This is a genomic window from Pseudactinotalea sp. Z1739 (assembly GCF_049725055.1).
In the GTDB taxonomy this organism is placed as follows: domain Bacteria; phylum Actinomycetota; class Actinomycetes; order Actinomycetales; family Beutenbergiaceae; genus CALKWS01.
This window is the reverse complement of record NZ_JBMPQA010000003.1, coordinates 159,056-178,208: the sequence shown is the minus strand read 5'-3', so window position 1 is coordinate 178,208 and position 19,153 is coordinate 159,056. Positions and strand designations below refer to the sequence as shown.

Genomic DNA, 19,153 nt, shown 5'->3' with positions numbered 1-19,153 from the left:
GGGCCGGGGGCCCTTCAGTCGAGGCAGAACTCGTTGCCCTCGGGGTCGGCCATTACAATGAAGCCGATACTGGTCGGTTCCTCCGGCTCGTGCCGCTCCAATCGAGTGCCGCCGAGGGCCACCAGGCGCCGGCACTCTGACTCCAGTGCCTCCATGCGTGCCTCGCCCCGAAGGTCCGAGGCGGTCCGCACATCGAGATGCACACGGTTCTTGGCGACCTTGTCCTCGGGCACCCGCTGGAAGAAGATCCGCGGACCCGAGCCATCGGGGTCCTCCAGGGCCGAGGCACTGTTGTGCAGTTCCTTCGGCAATCCCGAATCCTCCAGGAACTGATCCCAGGCCGCCAGTGGATCGCCTCCCGGCGGCAGGTCCACCCCCGGTGGCGCGGGGTGGGTGTACCCCAGGACGTCGCGCCAGAAGATCGAGAGGGCTCGTGGATCACGGGCATCGAAGGTGACCTGAATCGTGGCGCTCATCGCTGTGCTCCATCCTCGTCGTCGTGACTGGGGGCGCCCACGCTACCGGGCACGTCCCACACGAGGCCATCCTCCCCCGCACGTGCACCCTCGGAGGGCGGGTGCGCTCGCACGGCCCCGTCGTGCATCAGGTGGAGGACCGGGACGTCCGTCGTCATCGCCGTCACGTCCGCGATGATCCGGCGGTGGCAGCGCCACCACACCGACTCCGAGCACATCACCGCCACCCGTGCGGCGCGTGCCTCCTGAACGACCCGCGTCAGCGCGGCACGGAACTCTTCGGTGCGGGTGTAACCGGCATAGGCGCGGAAGGCCGCCACCTGCCACCACGTGTCGGGTGAGCGTGCCTGCGCGGCCCTGGTCAGGTGCCGGCGGCCGCCCAGATGCTCCTCCCACCGGTAGCCGATGCCGGCCTCGGGCAACCAGGACGCCAACGCGTCCCGGCCCACATCGGGGTTACGCCGACTACCGGGAAAGCGCCGCACATCCACCACGGATTCCACCTCCGCGCCGATCAGCAGGTCCCGAAGTTCCGCTCGAGACAGCGCGCCGTGACCAACGGTGAGCAGGGGCATCGCACCATTGTGTGCCGCTCCTCGCCGGCGTGCAGCGTGGACGTGGCCCACGAGGCTCCTGCGCCGGACTGCCGTGCGCCGAGTTGCCCATCGCCGACAGCATCCGATGATGGAAGTGCTGCCGGGACATACCATCGGCACCGCCGAGAGGAACGAGGAGCAGATGTCAGCGATCGTTGCCGCCCACGGGCCCTTCGAGGACGACCTGGGCAGGCGCATGCTGGAACGAATGGCACACCGCGGGCCCGACGGCGTGGGCTTCCGCCGGGCGGGCGAGGGATGGGTGGGCTCGCGCTACTTGTCGATCACCGATCCCGACACCGGCGCGCAGCCGCTGGCCGGAACCCGGCAGGCGATCTGGCTGGTGGGGGACGGGAAGATCTACAACGACCGGCGCCTGCGTGACCAGCTGGGCAGCGACCGGTTCCGCACCCAGTCCGATCTGGAGGTGGCACTGCACCTGTACGAGGACCAGGGCCGGCGCGCCTTCGAGCAGTTGTGGGGCACGTTCGCCCTGGTCATCACGGCAGCGGACGGCCGCTTCACGGTGGCCCGGGACGTGCTCGGTATCGCACCGTTGTACTGGGCACGTCGCGGGGACACGGTGCTGTTCGCCTCCGAACTGACCGCGTTCGATCCCGACTGGCGAGCCGACGTCGAACCATTCCCGCCCGGGCACTCCTGGACCCCGGAGGAGGGGCTGATCGCCGGGCCGACCTTCCCCGGTGCCTCCCCGGTGCTGCTGAACAGCAGGGCGCCGCACGAGGAGCCCCCGCCCTGGGTGTTCGCCGCGCTCCGGGACACGATCGTCCGGTCGGTGCAGCAGGGCCTGGACGCGCAAGTGCCGGTGGGGGTGCTGCTCTCCGGCGGCGTCGACTCCTCCATCGTGGTGGCTGTGGCCGCCCACCTAGCCGGCCGGCAGGGGCGGACCCTGCCGACGTTCGCCGTCGGACTCGAGGGCAGTCCCGACCTGCTCGCCGCGCGACTGGTGGCGCAACACTGCGGAACCGAGCACCACGAACTCACCTACACCGCGGTGGACGCCATCGAACTGGTGCCGCGGATCATCGCCGAACTGGAGTCCTTCGACCCCACCCTGGTGCACTCCGCGGTGCCCCACTTCCTGGTCTGTGGTCTGGCCGGGCAGCATGTGAAGGTGGTGCTGGCCGGCGAGGGTGCCGATGAGTTGTTCGCCGGGTATGCCCACTACGGGCGGCACACCTCCGGTGCGGAACTGCACGAGGAGTTGATCGAGACCCTCGAGGGGATGCACATCGGGGGGTTGCAGCGGGTGGACCGGATGGCCGGCGCCCATGGGATCGAGCCGAGGCTGCCCTTCCTGGACCTGGATGTGGTCGAGCTGGCTCTCGCACTGCCCCCGGAGTGGAAGTTGATCGGGCCGGACCGGCCGGCCAAGTGGATGCTGCGGCGGGCGTTCGACGGGTGGCTGCCCGATGAGGTGCTGTGGCGCCGCAAGGAGCAGTTCGGTGAGGGCACCGGGATGAACGACGTGCTGCGCGAGCACTATGAGGCCACCGTCACCGAGGAGGATCTGCACGCGAACGCCGGCGTGCTCACCCCCCCGTTGCGCACCCGGGAGGAACTGGCCTACTACCGGATGTTCACCGAGGCGCTGCCCGGATTCGACGTGGGCCGCACGATCGGACGGTTCGTCGAGGCGTAGCATCGCCGGGCCGGCCACACGAGAACGGGGCGCCCGGTGTCCCGGACGCCCCGTCGTCGTCGTGCTTGGGCGGTGGCCTGAGTCGGCCGGTGTCAGTCGAGGAAGCCGTTCTCCGTCAGCCAGTCCTCGGCGACGTTCCGCTCGCCCTCTCCGTCGACGTCGATGCGTGCGTTGAGTTCGAGCATGGTCTCGTTGGTCAGTTCGGCGCTGACCGCTTCCATGACCTCGCCGATGTAGGGGTACTCATCCAGGGTCTCCTGGCGCAGGGTCACCGCCCCGGCGTACTCGACGAAGAAGCTCTGGTCATCCTCCAGCACCATCAGATCGTTGGCGACGATGCGTCCGTCGGTGGAGAACACCTCACCGAACTCACAACCCTGGCCCACCTGGGTGTAGATGAGGTCCAGGGCCATCTCGACCACCTCGGAGTACTCGAACCCGTAGGTCTCCTGCAGACCGGGGAGCCCGTCGTCACGGGCGATGAACTCCGCGGCGGCGCAGATCCGGCCCTGGTCGGGGTTGGCCTGGACGAACTCGGCCATGTCGGTGCTGGTGGCCAGCCCGTTCTCCGCGGCGAACTCCTCCGTGGCGGCGATCCGATAGGTGTTCTCGAACGGCGCCGCCTCCAGCCACGCGATCCCGTTCTCCGTGTCGGCCTCGGACACAGCGGTCCACAGGTCCTCGGGCACGTCGTCGGGACTGTTGCCGAGGATGTTCACCCAGCCGGTTCCGGTGTACTCCCAGTAGATGTCGATCTCACCGTTCTCCAGGGCCGAGCGGACGGTGGCGGTGCCCTCCAGGCCGGTCTGGTCGGTGACCGAGGCACCGGCGTCCTCCAGCAGCGCCGCGGTCATCTGCCCGAGCAGGCGCTGCTCGGTGAACTCCTTGGAGCCGACGATGATGGTGGCCCCCTCCAACTCGCCGTCACCGGTGCCGCCATTGCCGTCACCGTTGCATGCGGCGAGCATGAGCAGCGCGGTGGCCCCGCCCGCGATCGTTGCGGTGGTTCGCTTCCGAATCATGGTTTCGTCTCCTTGTGTGGGTGGTTCTGCCGGGCGTCACCGCCGCGGTCCGGGGCGGGCTTACAGCCCTCGTGGCCGGAGCACCTCCTCCACGACCCCGGCCAGGTAGTCGATCAACAGGGCCAGCACCGAGGTCAGGACCGCACCGACCAGTTGGATGGTGAACCGGTTCGTGGCCAGGCCCGCGGAGATGATGTCGCCGAGACCGCCGGCATTGATGTAGGTGGCCAGCGTGGCGGTGCCGACGTTGATCACCAGTGCGGTGCGGATCCCGGCCAGCATCACCGGGATGGACAGGGGGAGTTCGATCTTGCGCAGCACGGTGGCTTTGGACATCCCCATGCCGCGGCCGGCTTCCAGGACGTTGTCGTCGACCTGTTCGATCCCGACCATGGTGTTCAGCAGCACCGGGACGATGGCGTACAGCACCAGCCCGATGATCGCTATCCAGAACCCCAGGATCAGGAACACCACGGCCAGCAGCACCAGGACCGCGATCGTGGGAACCGCCTGCAGCACAGTGAGTACGCCGATCACGTACGCCCTGATCCGGCGGGCGAAGGGGCGGGTGAGCATGATCCCCAGCGGGATGGCGATCAGCAACGTGATGACGGTGGAGGCCGCGGTGAGCAGGACGTGGTCGCGGGCGGCATCGAGGATTCTCGGGAAGGTCAGGGTGCGGGCCTCGATCGAGTCGAGTTCCTGGTTCGACACGTACAGGTACAGCGCCAGGAGCACCCCCGCCAGCAGCAGCGGCATGAGCAGGTAGCTGCCGAGGCTGCGCCCACCCGCCGCCGTCCCGGTGCTGGATCTGGCCTGTGCCGCAGGTGCCACGCTCATGTCTGCTCCTGCAGCCCGGCCCGTGATTGGTCGACCGCCGAGGCACGCATCGTGCGGATCGCCTCGTTGATCTGATCGATGTCCACCACGCCCTGGTAGGCGCCGGTGTCGTCGACGACCAGCGTGATGGCGTAACGAGCGGTGATGAGTTCGTTGAGGGCGTCGCTGAGGGTGGCGCGGGGCTCCACGACCGCCCGCGGAGCCAGCCCGACCTGGTCCAGCCGGCGCCCGTCGGCGCGACCGAGGTCCTCGGCATTGACCCAGCGCCGGGGCCGGCCGGCCTCGTCCAGCACGAGCAGTGAGGCTTCCGCTACGCCTCGCAGGGTCTGCAACGCCTCGGCCGGCGGGGTGTCGAGGCTCACCGTGGGCCATGGCCGCAACTCGATGTCGGCGACCCTGGACAGATTCAGCCGCTTCAGCGAGGCGCCGCGGCCGATGAACTCCGAGACGAAGTCGTCGGCCGGGGCGGTGAGGATCTGCTCGGGGGTGTCGTACTGGGCCACGTGCGAGCCCTCCCGCAGGATCGCGATCCGGTCGCCCATCTTGATCGCCTCGTCGATGTCGTGGGTGACGAAGACGATGGTCTTGCGCACCTCGGCCTGCAGGCGCAGGAACTCGTTCTGCAGCCGGTCCCGGGTGATCGGGTCGATCGCGCCGAACGGTTCATCCATGAGCAGCACCGCGGGGTCACCGCCGAGTGCGCGGGCCACCCCCACCCGTTGCTGCTGGCCGCCGGAGAGTTCCTTGGGGTACCGGTCGCGGTAGGTCTCGGCCGGCATGTTGACCAGGTTCAGCAGTTCGTCCACCCGCTCGGCCGTGCGGGCGTTGTCCCAGCCCAGCAGGTGCGGGACGGTGGCGATGTTCTCCCCGATGGTCATGTGCGGGAACAACCCGACCTGCTGGATCACGTAGCCGATCTTGCGCCGCAACTCATCCGGGTTGCCCTTGGTGACGTCCTCCCCGGCCATGATGATGCGCCCGTCGGTGGGCTCGATGATGCGGTTGATCATCTTCATCGTGGTGGTCTTGCCGCACCCGGACGGTCCGACCAGCACGACGATCTCACCCCGGTAGATCTCCAGGTCCAGCGCATCCACGGCGTTCTGGGACTGGCCCGGGTAGCGCTTGGTCAGACCCTCCAGGCGGATCATCACCTCGCGGTCGGCACTGGCGGTCGGTTCGGAAGTCGTCATCGGATCCCCTTGGAGGTGGTCAGGCGGCGAGCGGAGTAGAACACCAGGTCGAACAACACGGCAAGGACCATCACGCCGACGATGCCGGCCAGGACCAGGTTCACCGCCACCGGGGTCCCGACCCTGCGCAGACCCTCGAAGATGAAGTCGCCATAGCCGGGGCCGTTGACGATGGCGCCGATGGCGGCGATCCCGAGCAGCACCAGGGTGGTGACCCGGATGCCGGTGATGATGACCGGCCAGGCGAGCGGCAACTCGATCCGCAGCAGCTGCTGGCGCCGGTTCATGCCCATGCCCTTGGCCGACTCGATGACGGCGGGGTCGACGCCGCGCAACCCGGTGATCGTGTTCCTCAGGATCGGCAGCAGGCCGTATCCCGTGAGCGCCACCAGCACCGGCTGCCAACCCAGCCCGAGCGGACCGAGCAACAGCACGAACAGGGCGAAGGAGGGAATGGTCAGGATGACCCCGGCGGTGGCCAGCACCAGTTCACGGGAGCGTTCGCTCTTGTAGGTGAGGATGCCGACGCTGACGCCGATGATGGTCGCCATCACGACGGACGCGCCGACGACGGCGGCGTGTTCGATCCCGAGTTCGATGAAGTCGCTGCTGCGGTTGGCGAGGAACTCGAAGAAGTTCACCGTTGTGCTCCTTCCCTCGCAGGGTCCCGGTGCGGGCTATGGCTCCTTGATGGTTTCGTGCTGACGGCGTCGTCGGTTCGTGTCATGGATCCCCGGTCCGGGCTTCCCAGTCTACTGAGGATCGCCTCAGTCGCGAACGAGGGCGGTGACCTCGCGCATGTACTGGTCCACCCGGGTGTAGGCCTCCCGGGTCAGGGACCGCCAGAGTTCGACCGCCAGGCGGGGGTCGCTGTGTTCGAGATCAGCGATCGCTTCGTCGGTGAGGACCATGACCTCCACGGGCCCGACGGCACGCTGGGTGGTCCGCTGGCGGTCCTGGCGGCCCAGGGAGAGTTCGCCGAAGGTCATGCCCGCACTGAGGGTGGTCAGGCGCACCTGGTTGCCCTCCGGGTCGCGTGCGGTGGTGGTGACCGTCCCGGAGACGATGAAGTACACCCCACCGAATCGCTGGCCGATGCGACGCAGCACCGCACCGTCGTCGTAGGTTCGCGACTCCATCCGCGTCACCAGGGCCTCGGCGTCCTGCGGGCTCAACTGGGCCATCGCCGGGGAGTCGCGCACCGGTACGCGCGCGGGCACCGCGAGGTCGGGGAAGTGGCGCCGCAGCAGTTGCCCCTCGCAGTGGGCGACGGCGGTGCTGCGGGTGCTGAAGACCGGCACCTGGCCGCCGGGTAGGTGATCAACGGGCAGTACGGAGGTGAGGTTGGCGTCGGGGTCGATCAGCACCAGTCGCCGTCCGGCCGCCTCGAAGAGGTCGATCACCTCTCCCAGCAGGTTCACGGACATGCGACTGACCTCATCGACCCGGCGCGCATCGAGCACGACGAACTCCACGTCCCCGGGCAGGTCGGCGATCTCCCGGATCATCGACTCGGTGCCGGAGAACAGCAGGTCCCCGGCCAGTTCGATGATCATCGCCCGCTCGCCCGTCTCGCGCAGCCCCACCTCGGCGTCCTCGGTGCGGCGCACGTCGGAGGGAACCTCGGTGATCGGGTAGGTCGCCCGGATCGCGGACCGGCCCGCCCGGGCGGAGCGCACGAAGTGCATGTCGGTGTCTCTGGACAGCCGCTGACAGGTGGCCACGCCGCGGATGCTGTTGCCGTGCTCGTCCAGCGGCGGGGAGAAGACCGCGAGCCCGGCCTGGCCCGGCAGGACGGCGAGCGTGCCTCCCCCCACCCCCGACTTGGCCGGCATACCGACGTTGACCACCCAGTCGCCGGCACTGTCATACATCCCGGAGGTCATCATCACCGACAGCACCCGCTCCACGGCGCCGATGCCCAGCACCTCCTCCTCGGTGCGGGGGTTGGTACCGCCGTTGGCGAGGGTGGCCGCCATCATGGCCAGGTCGCGGCAGGTGATCTGGACCGCGCACTGGCGCAGATAGGTCTCCAGCGCGGCGGTCGGGGAGCCCTCGATGATGTCGACGGAACTGAGCAGGTAGGCCAGGGCGTGGTTGCGGTCGCTGTTGCGACGCTCGGCGCCGTAGATCCGGGCGTTGCTGCGCAGTTCACGGCCGGCGAAGGCGGAGTAGTGCTCCTCGATCCGGGTGATCGCCGACTTGCCGCCGGCCCCCTTGAGCAACGAACTCACCGCGAGGGCGCCGGCGTTGATCATGGCGTTGGCGGGACGCCCGGACCCCGGGGCGAGGGAGATCTCGGTGAAGGATTCCCCGGAGGGTTCCACATCCACCTTCTCGTCCACGACCTCCGGGCCCAGGTCGCTCAGCGCCAGCCCGTAACTGAACGGTTTGGACAGCGACTGCATCGAGAACGCCTTGGATGTCACCCCCACCTCGTAGATGTACCCGTCCACCGTCGCCAGGCAGATGCCGAAGTCGTCGGGGTTGATCGTGGTGCCCCGTGGGCCCACCGTGTAGGGCGTGCCCTCGCGCACCTCGGAGATCTCCGCGTGCACCCTGCGCAGGTAGACATCGATCGGGGACTCCATGGGAACGGAGCCTAACGGCGATCACCAGCCCCCCGCCCTGGGGCACGGCGCCGAAAGCGACGCATGTGGTCGACGACGACGGGCGGGACACTCGACTACGGCCACTAGCGTCGTCCTCGAGGGCGTGCCCGGAACCACTCAGGCGGCCGCGATCTCCCCGGAGACCACGCGTCCCTCGCGTAGCACCGCCATCACGTGCTGCATGGCCCCGAGGTCAGCGAGCGGATCGCCGTCGAGGACCACCAGGGCCCGCACGTCCCGGAGCAGGCCGCCGCCGAAACCCATCCCCGGCACCGCCGCGTCGCTGCCGGCGATGATGGCGACGCCGGCCCGATGGGTTTCGAGGAGCCGGGAGTACACCGGCTCCCCGAGTTGTGCGAGCTCCGGCGGCTGGTCGGCCGGGTCGCGGAGTTCGACCATCAGCGTCCGGTCCAACGCCACGCCGGCGGCGGCCATCTGATCCAGCAGGCCCTCCGGCCAGCCCATCGTCGCGGTCCGGGGGACCTCATCCCAGGGGGCCGTGGGGTCGCGCGGGGACAGGTGCTCGATGCCGTCGAAGCCGGCCCCTACCGCCTGGGTCAGGTCCGTGACGGTGCCGCAGTGGGCCGTGACCGGCACACCCAGGTCATGGGCGGCGGCGGCGACTGCGGCCAGCACCTCGGGTTCGTGCGGGGTGAGCGGGCGGTCGGCGGTTCTGCTCTCCTGGATCACCTTGATCACTTCGACCCGGTCCTCGCCCTCGCACAACTCCGCCACGATCGCCTGAGCCTGAGCCTGAGCCTGAGCCTGAGCCTGAGCCTGAGCCTGAGCCTGAGCCTGCGCCTGAGCCTGCGCCGGGTTGCCCGGAAGTCGGATCCCTTCGGAGTCGGCAGGAACGTCGAACGTGCTGATCGGGTGGCCACCGGGGGTGGTCAGCGTCGGGCCGGCGAAGAACACCCGGGGACCCTCCAGGGTGCCGTTCCCGACCTGCTGACGCAGTTCATGGACCCACGTGAGTTCGTCGCCGAGGCTGCGCACCGCGGTCACCCCGTGGGCGAGGAAGTCGCGGCGACCCCCGGGCAGATAACGAGCCATGTCCCAGTAGTAACCGGGCAGGTCGGACAGGCCGAGTGCCCCGTCGGGGTCGATCGCCGTCGCACCACCAGCGGCCACTGCCACCGCGCCACCGGCAAGGATCCCCCGGCCCACAGGAGCCGGCGGCGGGTCACTCCGCGCGACGTCCGAGGCTTTCAGGGTTCGCCGGCTGACCGGGACCGTCGGCCTCGGTGTTGCTGCTCGCTCGGGCCGGGTGGCTGCTGCACACGGATGCTCTTCCTCTGTCTCGCCGGTCGTCGTCCCGCGATCCGGGGACTCTCAGACCCTGGCAAGGCAGGTGCCGGCCAAGAAGTGCCAGATGTCACCCGTGGGGCACCGGATCGTGCGGGGTGCGGCGGGCTCAGGATGCGGCGGCGATGAGATCGGCGAAGCGTTGCACCGCTGCCTCACCGACGATGTCACCTGCCAGCAGCGGCAACTCGATCATCGGGACGTGCCCCAGCGCCTCGCGCACGGTGTCCAGATGGACGTCCTCCTGGGCACGGCGGTCGGCAAGCAGGCCTCCGGCGTCGGCGGGAGAGCGCTTGTTCACCACCAGGGCGCCCACGTGCACCCCCGAGCGCAGCAACTGGCCGTAGAGCTCGATCGTCTCCATCGCGGGAAGCCGCTCGGCGGCCAGCACGATCACGAACGCGGTGCGCTCGGCGTCGGTGATCAGATCCCGCAACCGTTCGAACCGGGTGCGTCGACGCAGCAGGATCCGTCTGATCTCGTGATCACGCTCGGCCCGTTGGTCCACCCGCCGCCCGGTCCCCACGATTCCGGCGGCACCCGCGTCCGGATCGAGCCCGCGCAACGCGGCCCCGAACCTGGCCGAGCGGTCCTGCCGGCGCAGCAGGCCCTCGGTCCAGGCGAACATCGTCTCGGGCAGGCTCATCAGTCGCGAGGTGTGCCCCGAGGGTGCGGTATCGAAGATCACCAGATCGTGCGAGGCGTCCTCCAGCACCTGAGCCACCCGCTCCAGGACGGCCGCCTCGTGGGTGCCGGGGGCGTCGCGGGCCAGCGCCAGGTGCTTGTCCACCTCACCGGAGAGGTGCTCGGGCATCAGTCGCCGCACCTGGTGGCCCACCGCGGCCAGGTGCTCGTCGGTGGTCCGGGCCGGATCGATCTCCAGACCCTCCAGGTTCTCCACGTCCCCGGCCAGGGGCACGACCTCATCACCCACCTCCCGGCGCCACAGGTGACCCAGGTTGTGGGCGGGGTCGGTGGAGACCACCAGCACCCGCCGTCCGGCCCTTGCCTGGTGACATCCGACCGCGGAGGCGACCACGGTCTTGCCCACTCCGCCCTTGCCGCCGACGAACAACACTCGGCGGGACCCGGCGAGTCCTAGCAGCACGAGAAGTGATCCAGGGGCGAGTGGTCCATCCCCATCCGGCGGTGCCAGTCGTGAAAGCGGTCGTACATCACCGGCAGCAGTTCCACCGTGTAGTAGCTGGCCGGGTTGGGCACGCCCAGCATCTCGGCGAGCACGATCATCATGAACAGGTCGTCCTCGTCACGCTGGGCGCGGGCGAAGGTGCGCCGGTAGGGGGCGACGTAGAACTCCCGCAGCCCGGCCGCGAAGCGGCGTGGGGCCGAGAGGTTCTCGCCCCCGTTCGTCAACGCTCCCGCCCCTCCTCAACCGTCCTACCCTCGGCGACCACCGGCTCGTCGTCGACCTCGAGTGGTTCCTTGCGGGCCTTGAGCATGGCGTTCACCGCCTCCACGATCACCCACAGAGCGGCGACGATGATGATGACATCGAGGATGAAGAGCAACCAGTTGGCGTCGGAGAAGAACTGGCCCACCTGCACCAGCGCGGCATACAGCGACATCACGAACACGAACACCAGCGGGATCAGCGCCGGGAGGGGGTTGCGGCCCTTGCGCAGCAGCATCACCGTGATGATCGACAGGGTCAGCCCGGCCAGCAGTTGGTTCGTGGTCCCGAACAGGGGCCAGATGATCATGCCCCCGGCGCCCTCGGCGCTGATGGAGAACGCCAGGCCCATGCCGAAGATCAGCACGATGACGGTCGCCAGGATCGTGCCGATCTTCTTGTTGACGATGCTGAAGGCCTCCTGGACCACGTAGCGTTGCAGACGCACACCGGTGTCCATGGTGGTGGCCGCGAACAGCACCGCCGTCGTCGCCAGGATGGTGGTGCTGAGCGAGACGGGCAGGCCCAGCCCGGAGTTGACGATGTTGGCGCCGCCTTGGACGAAAGCGGGGGCCCCGCCTTCGCTGAAGGCCGTGTACACGCTCTCCCAGTCGGCCAGGGTGGCAAAGCCCGCGGTGACCGCGATGATCGACCCCAGCGCCAGCAGACCTTCCCCCACGGCACCGAAGTACCCGACGAACCGGGCATCGGACTCCTTGTCGAGCTGTTTGGAACTGGTGCCCGAGGAGACGATTCCGTGGAAGCCCGATATCGCCCCGCAGGCGATGGTGACGAACAGCAGTGGCACCAGGCTCGGGGTGCCCGCCGGTACGGCGTCGTTGAACGCCGGGGCCACGATCGTCGGTGAGGCGATGGCCACCGACACGTACAGGATGCCCAGGGCGAGGAACAGTTGCAGCCCGTTGATGTAGTCGCGTGGCTGCAGCAGCACCCACACCGGCAACATCGAGGCCAGGCCGGCATAGAGGAACAGCACCAGCACCCAGAACGCTTCGGCGGACAAGCCCAGGACGGTCTCGGGCAGCACTATCGGGAAGTTGTCGCCCAGGATGATCAGGGCGTACAGCGCAACCAGCCCGATGATGGAGACCCAGATCAGGTTGAGATTCCACCGGTAGATCGCCTGCCCGATGAGCACGGCCACCACCAGCGCTCCCCAGGCGGGGATCACCGCGCTGGGGTTGGCGACCAGCAGCCCACCGATGACCACGGCGAAGGCGGTGTTGACCATCAGCAGCAACAGGAAGATGACGACGAGGAACAGGTTCCGTCCCCGGGGGCCGATGTACCGGCCGGACAGGGTGCCGATCGACTGACCCTTGTTGCGCACCGAGGCCCACAGCGCGCCCAGGTCGTGCATACCGGCGAAGAAGACGGTGCCCAGGGTGACCCACAGGAAGGCCGGCAGCCAGCCCCAGATGACGGCGACTGCGGGGCCGACGATCGGTGCGGCGCCGGCCACGGAGGTGAAGTGGTGTCCCCAGAGCACGTACTTGTTGGTCGGGACGTAGTCCACCCCGTCGCGGAGTTCATGGGAGGGGGTCCGGAACGAGGCGCTGAGCCGGTAGATACGCCGGCCGAGGAACTTGGAGTAGAGCAGGTAACCCAGGATCATCATGCTGACGCCGACGAGGGCGAGGATGAGGGAGTTCACACCGTCTCCGATCTTCGTCGATGACGACCGGTCGATTTCCCGGAGGAACCACCCGGCCCGGACTGGTTCGGTGAAGTGCGCCACACTCTAGCGCTCTCACCCCGGCCACAACCAGGTTTCGGGGCAGCGTCCATATTCCGGTCCGGAACGGGGCGGGGCGGAGCTCGGTGCGGCGGAGATCGGCCGCGCCACATCCGGACGTTTCAGGTGCGTCCAGTGCGATAGCGGGCGCCACACCCTTGGAGACACTTCGCTGTGTGGGAGGGTCGTGGCGCCGGGTGCCGCTGCGCTGCTGTTAGCCGCTGCCGGCGGCCGGCGTTCAGAAGGGGCGGTTGTTCATCACCATCGGGCACTCGAACGGATCGGCGTGACCCAGCCCGACGCGGTTGAGGTACTCCACCACGATCCGGTAGGACTCCAGCAGACCTGTCTCGGTGTAGGGGATATCCCGGGCTTCGCACAGTTCGCGCACCATCGGGCGCACCTGGCGCAGGTTCACACTGGGCATCCTCGGGAACAGGTGGTGCTCGATCTGGAGGTTGAGCCCCCCCATCGCCCAGGTCATCGCCGCCCCGCCGCGAATGTTCCGGGAGGTCATCACCTGACGGTGCAGGAAGTTGACGGTGTCGTTCTTGCCGATCAGCGGCATGCCTTTGTGGTTGGGTGCGAAACTCGCGCCCATGTAGAAGCCGAAGACCATCAGTTCCACGACCAGGAACGCCAGACCCAGCCACGGTCCGAGCGCGAACACGAGCAGGACCGGGAAGCCGATCAGCCGCACGGCCACGAGCACCGACTCCAACGCGCGGTAGCGCAGGTCCTTGCTGGTGACGATCGTCTGGATCGCCCGGAAGTGCAGGTTGAACCCTTCCAGGGTGATCATGGCGAAGAACAGCCATCCCTGCCGGCGGGTGACCCAACCGAGCACGCCGCTGCGGCCGGGGGCGTCCTCGGGGTTGAAGACCAGCGCGCCGGTCTTGATGTCCCCGTCCTTGCCGATGGTGTTCGGGTCGGCGTGGTGTTTGCCGTGTTTGCGAGCCCACCAGCCATTGCTCAACCCCACCACCAGGTTGGCGACCAGGATGGAGAGCCACTCGTTGCGCTTGCCGGAGGAGAACACCTGCTGGTGTGCGGCGTCGTGGCCCAGGAACGCGGCCTGGGTGAACAACACCCCGAACAGCACGGCCACCGCCAACTGCCACGGCGTGCGGCCCAAGGTGAACAGCAGGGTGAACGCTCCGCCGAAGGCGACCAGCAACACCACTCCACGGGCGATGTACCAGCCCGGACGGCGACCCAGCAGCCCGGCGGCCTTCACCTTGCGCTTCAGTTCCAGGAAGTCGCGCTGCGCGGCCTGCACGGCACTCCCGCGCCCAGGAGTTCGCGGCGCGGCACCGGCCCGAGCAGAAGGTGTGGCACCGGCCTGCGCAGGACCGGCGGGCGAGGACGCGCCACCGATCAGCGCGTCGTCCCCGGGCCGGACGGACTGGGGTGCCGGAGCAGTAGTGGTCATACCTGGAATCTATGTTGCCGATCGGCACCGGCACATCACCCGCCAGAGCGAACCTCCACCCCCTACTGCGGTAGGGGCTCGGGGCACTCGGGGCGCGCTGGGCCCGAGAAGTGCGCCCGTGACACCTGTGTCGCCCGGGCCCGGACATGCATGCACCGGGCTGCCCCACGTGGGGCAGCCCGGTGCACGGAGATCATGGGCAGTATGTAGGGCTACACGCGACCCCGGCCCCTCGTGACCAAGGACATGATGATCGAGGCGACCAGGATGATGATCCCGATCCAAATCAGGATCTGGGCCGCTTCGACCGCGACTCCGATCACCAGCATGATCACGCCAACGATAATGAGGATCAACCACAGGGCCATACTCTGCTCCTTCGTTCGATGCGCCTTCCGACGCTCAGTTGTGCATCTGAGCATGGCGGCAATCGTGCGGTTCGGCATCTTGAACGGTGTGGTCGCGGCCGGAAGGGGTGGTGGCAACCGCTGCGTCACGCCACGAAGTCCGCGCCGTTCCAGGCTCTATCGCTCGCGGCGACCCGGTCGGTGCGCAGGGCGGCGTCTGCGCCTGTCCCGGGTTCAGTGCGGTGCGCCGGACTCGGTAGGCTCGCCGGTGATGTCTGAGAAAACTGAAACCAGCGAACCCACTCCGGAGCCCAGTGTCGAGGACGAACTGGTCACCACCAGCCACACCCTGACCACCTCTGCCGGACCCCTGCACTACACCGCCAAGGCCGGCCGGGTGGTGCTGTATGAGGACAAGGTCGACGACGGCGTGTGGCAGGGCCGTAAGGCCCGCGCCCAGGTGGGTGTCACGGCCTACACCCTGGACGACGCCGACCCGGCCGAGCGGCCGGTCACCTTCGCCTTCAACGGCGGTCCCGGCTCGGCCAGCGTCTGGCTGCACCTGGGAGTGCTCGGTCCGCGGCGGGTGGTGATGGGTGACGTCGGCGACCTCCTCCCACCGCCCTATGCCCTGGCCGACAACCCCGAGAGCCTGCTCACCGTCTCCGACCTGGTGTTCATCGATCCGGTCTCCACCGGGCACTCCCGGGTGGTGGAGGGGCAGAAGGCCGCCGACTTCCACGGGTTCACCGGCGACATCGAGTCGGTGGGCGAGGTGATCCGCCAGTGGGTCACCGCAGAGGGACGTTGGATGTCCCCGAAACTGCTGGCTGGGGAGTCCTACGGCACCACCCGTGCCGCCGCGCTGGCCCAGCACCTGCAGTCCAGCGGGATGTACCTCAACGGGCTGATGCTCATCTCGGCGGTACTGAACTTCGCCACGAACCGGTTCCAGCCGGGCAACGACGCCGCGTATGCGATGTTCCTGCCCTTCTATGCCGCGACGGCGCACTATCACGGCAAGCACCCGGGCCGGGAGCTGGATGAGGTGATAGCCGAGGCCGAGGCTTACGCGGCGCGTGACTATCCGTATGTGCTCAGCCGGGGCAGCCGGCTCACCGCTGAGGAGCGTGCTGAGGCCGTGACCAGCATCGCCCGCCTGGCCGGGGTGAGCGAGGAGTACGTGGACCGGGCGAACCTGCGCCTGGAGCATCTGCGCTACTTCACCGAGTTGCGCCGCGATGAGGGCCTCACGGTGGGCCGGCTGGACTCCCGGTTCACCGGGCCGGCCGCCTCCGGTATCGCCGAGCGGATGGACGCCGACCCGTCGATGGATGTGATCCTGGGCCCGTACGCCACCGCCTACCAGCACTACATGCGGGCCGAGTTGGAGGTGAAGGACCCCAGCCCCTTCCATGTGTTCGGACCGAACGTGATCGGGGAGTGGAGTTACAAGGAGTTCGAGAACGCCCCGGTGTACGTGTTGGACCGGCTCTCCCGTGCGATGCGGCAGAACCCGCACCTGCAGGTACACGCGGCTTTCGGCTACTTCGACGGCGCCACCCCGTTCACCAGTGCGGAGGAGGATCTGGCCCACCTGGACATCCCGGAGTCCTTGCAGGCCAATATCGAGCGCAGGTACTACGAGGCCGGCCACATGATGTACGTGCACGAGCCGAGTCGGGTGAACCAGTGCGCCGACCTGGCTGACTTCGTCCGGCGGGCCACCGGCCGGGGCTGATCTCCACAGTCTCGCGCCCTGGGTGATGCGGCAGGCCCATCGACCTGTGTTAGTGATCTAACATCTACATCGCGCTCGACGTCGCCCTCGACGTCCTGGGAGGGTCATAGCCATGCTCATCCTGGAGGACGTGTGTCGCACCTATCGCAACGGGCCCGGGGTGCACCACCTCGACCTACGTGTCAGAGCCGGTCAGATCGTGGCGCTCGTCGGCCTCAATGGGGCAGGCAAGACGACGTTGATGCGCCTGGCGTTGGGCATGCTCCGCCCCGATCGCGGCACCGCGCACCTCTTCGGCAGGCCGTTTCGCGGGTTGCCCGCCTCCCAACTGGCTCGCCTCGGCGCGCTGGTAGAGGCGCCGTTGGCCTATCCGGAGTTGACCGTACTCCAGAACCTGAATCTGGTGGCGCTGCTGCGGGGCACCGGATCCCACCGGATCGCGCAGACGCTGGAGCACTGGGAACTGACCGAGCTGGCCGCCCGCCGTTACCGCCGGTTGTCCGCGGGGAACCGACAGCGGGTGGGTCTGGCCGCGGCCCTGGGCCATGATCCGGAACTGATCGTGCTCGACGAACCCAGCGCCGCCTTGGATCCTGCGGGCGTGATCGTGCTGCGAGAGACGCTGCGGCGCCGTGCCGGGGCCGGCGCGGGTGTGCTGGTCAGCAGCCATCACCTCGATGAGGTGGCCAGGATCGCCGACCGCATCGTGGTGATGAACGCCGGTCGCCTCATCACCGACCTGGATCCGGCCGCCACGGACTTGGAGCGAGTCTTCTTCGAAAGCATCCGCCGCGACGACGAACAACGCCGGGGGTCCCAGGCCCCCGCCAGCAATCGACCTGATGACGGCGCTTCGGGCGAGGAGCCGCGATGACGGCGGCGATCAGAACCGAAGCGCTCAAACTCTTCCGGTCCGCGGTGGGAGTGCTGGGCACGATCGCACTCGTCGGGGGTGTGCTCGCCCTGGTTGCCGGGCTCACCACGGCGGTGCGCGCCGGGAACGCTCAGGTGATCGCCCAAGCCGGCCCCGGCGCGCAACTGGACTGGGCGGGCATGTTGGCCATGTCGATGCAGGTCACTGCGGCCGGCGCGTTGCTGGGTTGCGGGGTGGTGCTCACCTGGCTGGTGGGCCGAGAGTTCAGTGACGGCACGATCAGTGCCCTCTTTGCCCTCCCGGTGTCGGTAGGCCGCATCGCGCTGGGGAAGATCGCCGTCTATGGCCTGTGGGTGGTGGCGGTGCACCTGACGCTCGCCGCCGGGCTGCTCGCGCTGGGTCTGTTGCTCGGGTACGGCGTCCCGGACGCCGGAGGGTGGGCGGGGCTCCTGAGGCTGTTCGTGCTGGGACTGCTCACCGGCGCGATCGCGATGCCGGTGGCCTGGGTCGCGACCCTGACGCGCTCGGTCCTGGCCGGAGTAGGGGCCACCATCGGCCTCGTCGCGCTCGCGCAGGTGGGGGTCCTGGCCGGGGCCGGGGGCTGGTTCCCGCTCGCCGCGCCGGCGCTGTGGGCGATGTCCGGCTCCGGGACGGCGGCCGTGGGTATCGCCCCGGGGACGTCGGTCACGGGCGTGCACTTGCTGATCGTCGTCATGACCTCCGTGTTCTTCGCCCTGCTGCTCTGGCGGTCCTGGTCCAGGCTCCAGATGGATCACTGAGTCACAGGCCGGCGCTCAGGTGTTGAACTGCCTGTCGCCACCCGTCCGGATTCCGCCCGTCGGGGACCTGGGCGATGGTCAGCCCCAGCACGAGCGCTCCCAGCCAGCGCTCCTCCAGATCGCTCAACGGCCGCACCGATCGGTATCCGTCCATCAGGGACTCCCGGGCCGCCGGGGGTGCCGGGTCCCAGGTGGTGTAACGGGTAGCGAGCAGGGTGCAAGCGAGGGCCAGGTCCAGCACCGCGTGATCGAGGGTCATCTCGTCGAAGTCGAGTACCGCGCTGACCTCGGGGCCGTTCATGAGCACGTTCGGGCCCCGGAAATCGCGGTGCACCAGTTGGGCCGGGGTGCCCAGGGCGGGTAGGTCAGCAAGGAGGGCATCCAGGCGGTCCGCAGCGTGTGGCACGCAGGGACGGGCGGGGCCCGCGACGGCGCCGTGCAGACGGCGGTGCAGGTCGGGCTCGCCCACCCGGTGCCCGGCTTGGGGCAGGTCGACGACGGCGCTGTGCAGCCGGGCGAGTACGGCACCGGCCGCGCGGACCCCGGCCAGGTCCCCGGCATCCAACAGAGTGCCCGGTACCAGCGGCTGCACGATGACCGACAACCGCCGATCGCGCGGGCCGGGCGCTGCGGGTGCCGCGCCCGCCTGCGCCGCCGGGTCGTCGCCGTCGTGCTGCGCGAGGCAACGACCTCCGCTGTGCAGCCCATCGCGGCGTTCGACTCCGGCTGCTGGTCCTTGCAGCACCACCCGGGTGGAGCCATCGTTCGCCGGCGTGGGAGCCGCGACCGGAAGGCCCACCTCCCCCAGGTGGGCCACGACGTCGGCGATCAGGGCTAACCGGTCGAACCTGGTGGCATCGGCGCACGCTTTGACCACGACGATGCCCTGGTCGGTGTGCGTCCAGGCGATCGCGTTGTGGTCGCTGAGCACGATGCGCTCCACCTGTCGCACGCGCAGCGACCAGTGCCACCGCAGCACGTCGGTGAGCCAACGGGACATCGCGGACAGGTCCGCGAATCCGAATCGTTCGGTGAGCGCCCGGGCAGCGTCGACGCGCTCCCACAGCATCGACAGGCCGGGGGCGAACACCCGCCCGACGTTAGCA

General features: G+C 68.8%; 18 protein-coding genes. 4 read left to right on the top strand and 14 right to left on the bottom strand.

What is annotated here, in order from left to right; genetic code table 11:
* Window positions 1-14: 14 nt before the first annotated feature.
* Entirely contained in the window at window positions 15-476 is a 462-nt protein-coding gene (locus ACO0LV_RS05195) for a VOC family protein (RefSeq protein WP_424786807.1), read from the bottom strand.
* A complete protein-coding gene (locus ACO0LV_RS05190) occupies window positions 473-1,051 on the bottom strand; it encodes a DUF488 family protein (protein WP_424786806.1) in 579 nt (192 codons plus the stop codon). Before ACO0LV_RS05190 ends, ACO0LV_RS05195 begins: the two co-directional genes overlap by 4 nt.
* A gap of 163 nt (window positions 1,052-1,214) precedes the next feature.
* Between ACO0LV_RS05190 and ACO0LV_RS05185 the strand changes: the two genes are divergently transcribed.
* On the top strand, window positions 1,215-2,735 hold the full coding sequence (locus ACO0LV_RS05185) for an asparagine synthase-related protein (protein WP_424786805.1): 1,521 nt from the start codon (window positions 1,215-1,217) through the stop codon (window positions 2,733-2,735).
* 92 nt (window positions 2,736-2,827) lie between these two features.
* On the opposite strand, the gene ACO0LV_RS05180 is transcribed toward ACO0LV_RS05185, so the two are convergent.
* The 11 genes from ACO0LV_RS05180 to ACO0LV_RS05130 form a co-directional block, all read right to left on the bottom strand.
* Window positions 2,828-3,757 carry a glycine betaine ABC transporter substrate-binding protein gene (locus ACO0LV_RS05180; RefSeq protein ID WP_424786804.1) on the bottom strand — a complete coding sequence of 310 codons (930 nt, stop codon included), beginning with the start codon at window positions 3,755-3,757 and terminating at the stop codon, window positions 2,828-2,830.
* A 60-nt stretch (window positions 3,758-3,817) separates the two neighbouring features.
* Entirely contained in the window at window positions 3,818-4,597 is a 780-nt protein-coding gene (locus ACO0LV_RS05175) for an ABC transporter permease (RefSeq protein WP_424786803.1), read from the bottom strand.
* Window positions 4,594-5,790 carry an ABC transporter ATP-binding protein gene (locus tag ACO0LV_RS05170; RefSeq protein WP_424786802.1) on the bottom strand — a complete coding sequence of 399 codons (1,197 nt, stop codon included), beginning with the start codon at window positions 5,788-5,790 and terminating at the stop codon, window positions 4,594-4,596. The genes ACO0LV_RS05175 and ACO0LV_RS05170 overlap by 4 nt, the downstream gene beginning before the upstream one ends.
* Window positions 5,787-6,431: an ABC transporter permease gene (locus ACO0LV_RS05165; RefSeq protein ID WP_424786801.1), complete on the bottom strand. Its 645-nt coding sequence runs from the start codon at window positions 6,429-6,431 to the stop codon at window positions 5,787-5,789. Before ACO0LV_RS05165 ends, ACO0LV_RS05170 begins: the two co-directional genes overlap by 4 nt.
* Window positions 6,432-6,557: 126 nt before the next feature.
* Complete coding sequence (gene glsA, locus ACO0LV_RS05160) at window positions 6,558-8,381, bottom strand: glutaminase A (protein ID WP_424786800.1); 1,824 nt, start codon at window positions 8,379-8,381, stop codon at window positions 6,558-6,560.
* 138 nt (window positions 8,382-8,519) lie between these two features.
* Entirely contained in the window at window positions 8,520-9,539 is a 1,020-nt protein-coding gene (locus ACO0LV_RS05155) for an amidohydrolase family protein (RefSeq protein WP_424786799.1), read from the bottom strand.
* Between the two features lie 277 nt (window positions 9,540-9,816).
* Complete coding sequence (locus ACO0LV_RS05150; protein WP_424786798.1) at window positions 9,817-10,815, bottom strand: ArsA family ATPase; 999 nt, start codon at window positions 10,813-10,815, stop codon at window positions 9,817-9,819.
* Entirely contained in the window at window positions 10,806-11,081 is a 276-nt protein-coding gene (locus ACO0LV_RS05145; RefSeq protein WP_424786797.1) for a cory-CC-star protein, read from the bottom strand. Before ACO0LV_RS05145 ends, ACO0LV_RS05150 begins: the two co-directional genes overlap by 10 nt.
* The gene (locus ACO0LV_RS05140; RefSeq protein WP_424786796.1) at window positions 11,078-12,793 is read right to left on the bottom strand and encodes a carbon starvation CstA family protein; all 1,716 of its coding nucleotides are present in this window, start codon (window positions 12,791-12,793) and stop codon (window positions 11,078-11,080) included. Before ACO0LV_RS05140 ends, ACO0LV_RS05145 begins: the two co-directional genes overlap by 4 nt.
* Window positions 12,794-13,112: 319 nt before the next feature.
* Window positions 13,113-14,306, bottom strand: coding sequence for a fatty acid desaturase family protein (locus ACO0LV_RS05135; protein WP_424786795.1), 1,194 nt, complete (start codon window positions 14,304-14,306; stop codon window positions 13,113-13,115).
* Between the two features lie 212 nt (window positions 14,307-14,518).
* Window positions 14,519-14,728 (bottom strand): DUF3040 domain-containing protein, encoded by a 210-nt coding sequence (locus ACO0LV_RS05130; protein ID WP_424786995.1) that lies wholly within the window; start codon window positions 14,726-14,728, stop codon window positions 14,519-14,521.
* 196 nt (window positions 14,729-14,924) lie between these two features.
* On the opposite strand from ACO0LV_RS05130, the gene ACO0LV_RS05125 reads away from it, so the two are divergent.
* From ACO0LV_RS05125 to ACO0LV_RS05115, 3 genes are all read left to right on the top strand, one after another.
* Complete coding sequence (locus tag ACO0LV_RS05125) at window positions 14,925-16,394, top strand: S10 family peptidase (RefSeq protein WP_424786794.1); 1,470 nt, start codon at window positions 14,925-14,927, stop codon at window positions 16,392-16,394.
* 112 nt (window positions 16,395-16,506) lie between these two features.
* Window positions 16,507-17,268, top strand: a complete 762-nt coding sequence (locus ACO0LV_RS05120; RefSeq protein WP_424786793.1) for an ABC transporter ATP-binding protein — start codon at window positions 16,507-16,509, stop codon at window positions 17,266-17,268.
* Window positions 17,265-18,047 carry an ABC transporter permease gene (locus ACO0LV_RS05115; RefSeq protein WP_424786792.1) on the top strand — a complete coding sequence of 261 codons (783 nt, stop codon included), beginning with the start codon at window positions 17,265-17,267 and terminating at the stop codon, window positions 18,045-18,047. Before ACO0LV_RS05120 ends, ACO0LV_RS05115 begins: the two co-directional genes overlap by 4 nt.
* Window position 18,048: 1 nt before the next feature.
* On the opposite strand, the gene ACO0LV_RS05110 is transcribed toward ACO0LV_RS05115, so the two are convergent.
* Window positions 18,049-19,137, bottom strand: coding sequence for a phosphotransferase (locus ACO0LV_RS05110; RefSeq protein ID WP_424786791.1), 1,089 nt, complete (start codon window positions 19,135-19,137; stop codon window positions 18,049-18,051).
* Between the last annotated feature and the right edge of the window lie 16 nt (window positions 19,138-19,153).

Excerpts from the sequence above, each read along its gene's own strand:
- ACO0LV_RS05120 (WP_424786793.1), top strand. The coding sequence starts at position 16,507 with ATGCTCATCCTGGAGGACGTGTGTCGCACCTATCGCAACGGGCCCGGG.
- ACO0LV_RS05175 (WP_424786803.1), bottom strand. The coding sequence starts at position 4,597 with ATGAGCGTGGCACCTGCGGCACAGGCCAGATCCAGCACCGGGACGGCG.
- ACO0LV_RS05180 (WP_424786804.1), bottom strand. The coding sequence starts at position 3,757 with ATGATTCGGAAGCGAACCACCGCAACGATCGCGGGCGGGGCCACCGCG.
- ACO0LV_RS05185 (WP_424786805.1), top strand. The coding sequence starts at position 1,215 with ATGTCAGCGATCGTTGCCGCCCACGGGCCCTTCGAGGACGACCTGGGC.
- ACO0LV_RS05170 (WP_424786802.1), bottom strand. The coding sequence starts at position 5,790 with ATGACGACTTCCGAACCGACCGCCAGTGCCGACCGCGAGGTGATGATC.
- ACO0LV_RS05130 (WP_424786995.1), bottom strand. The coding sequence starts at position 14,728 with ATGCTCAGATGCACAACTGAGCGTCGGAAGGCGCATCGAACGAAGGAG.
- ACO0LV_RS05190 (WP_424786806.1), bottom strand. The coding sequence starts at position 1,051 with ATGCCCCTGCTCACCGTTGGTCACGGCGCGCTGTCTCGAGCGGAACTT.
- ACO0LV_RS05115 (WP_424786792.1), top strand. The coding sequence starts at position 17,265 with ATGACGGCGGCGATCAGAACCGAAGCGCTCAAACTCTTCCGGTCCGCG.
- ACO0LV_RS05195 (WP_424786807.1), bottom strand. The coding sequence starts at position 476 with ATGAGCGCCACGATTCAGGTCACCTTCGATGCCCGTGATCCACGAGCC.
- ACO0LV_RS05125 (WP_424786794.1), top strand. The coding sequence starts at position 14,925 with ATGTCTGAGAAAACTGAAACCAGCGAACCCACTCCGGAGCCCAGTGTC.
- ACO0LV_RS05135 (WP_424786795.1), bottom strand. The coding sequence starts at position 14,306 with ATGACCACTACTGCTCCGGCACCCCAGTCCGTCCGGCCCGGGGACGAC.
- glsA (WP_424786800.1), bottom strand. The coding sequence starts at position 8,381 with ATGGAGTCCCCGATCGATGTCTACCTGCGCAGGGTGCACGCGGAGATC.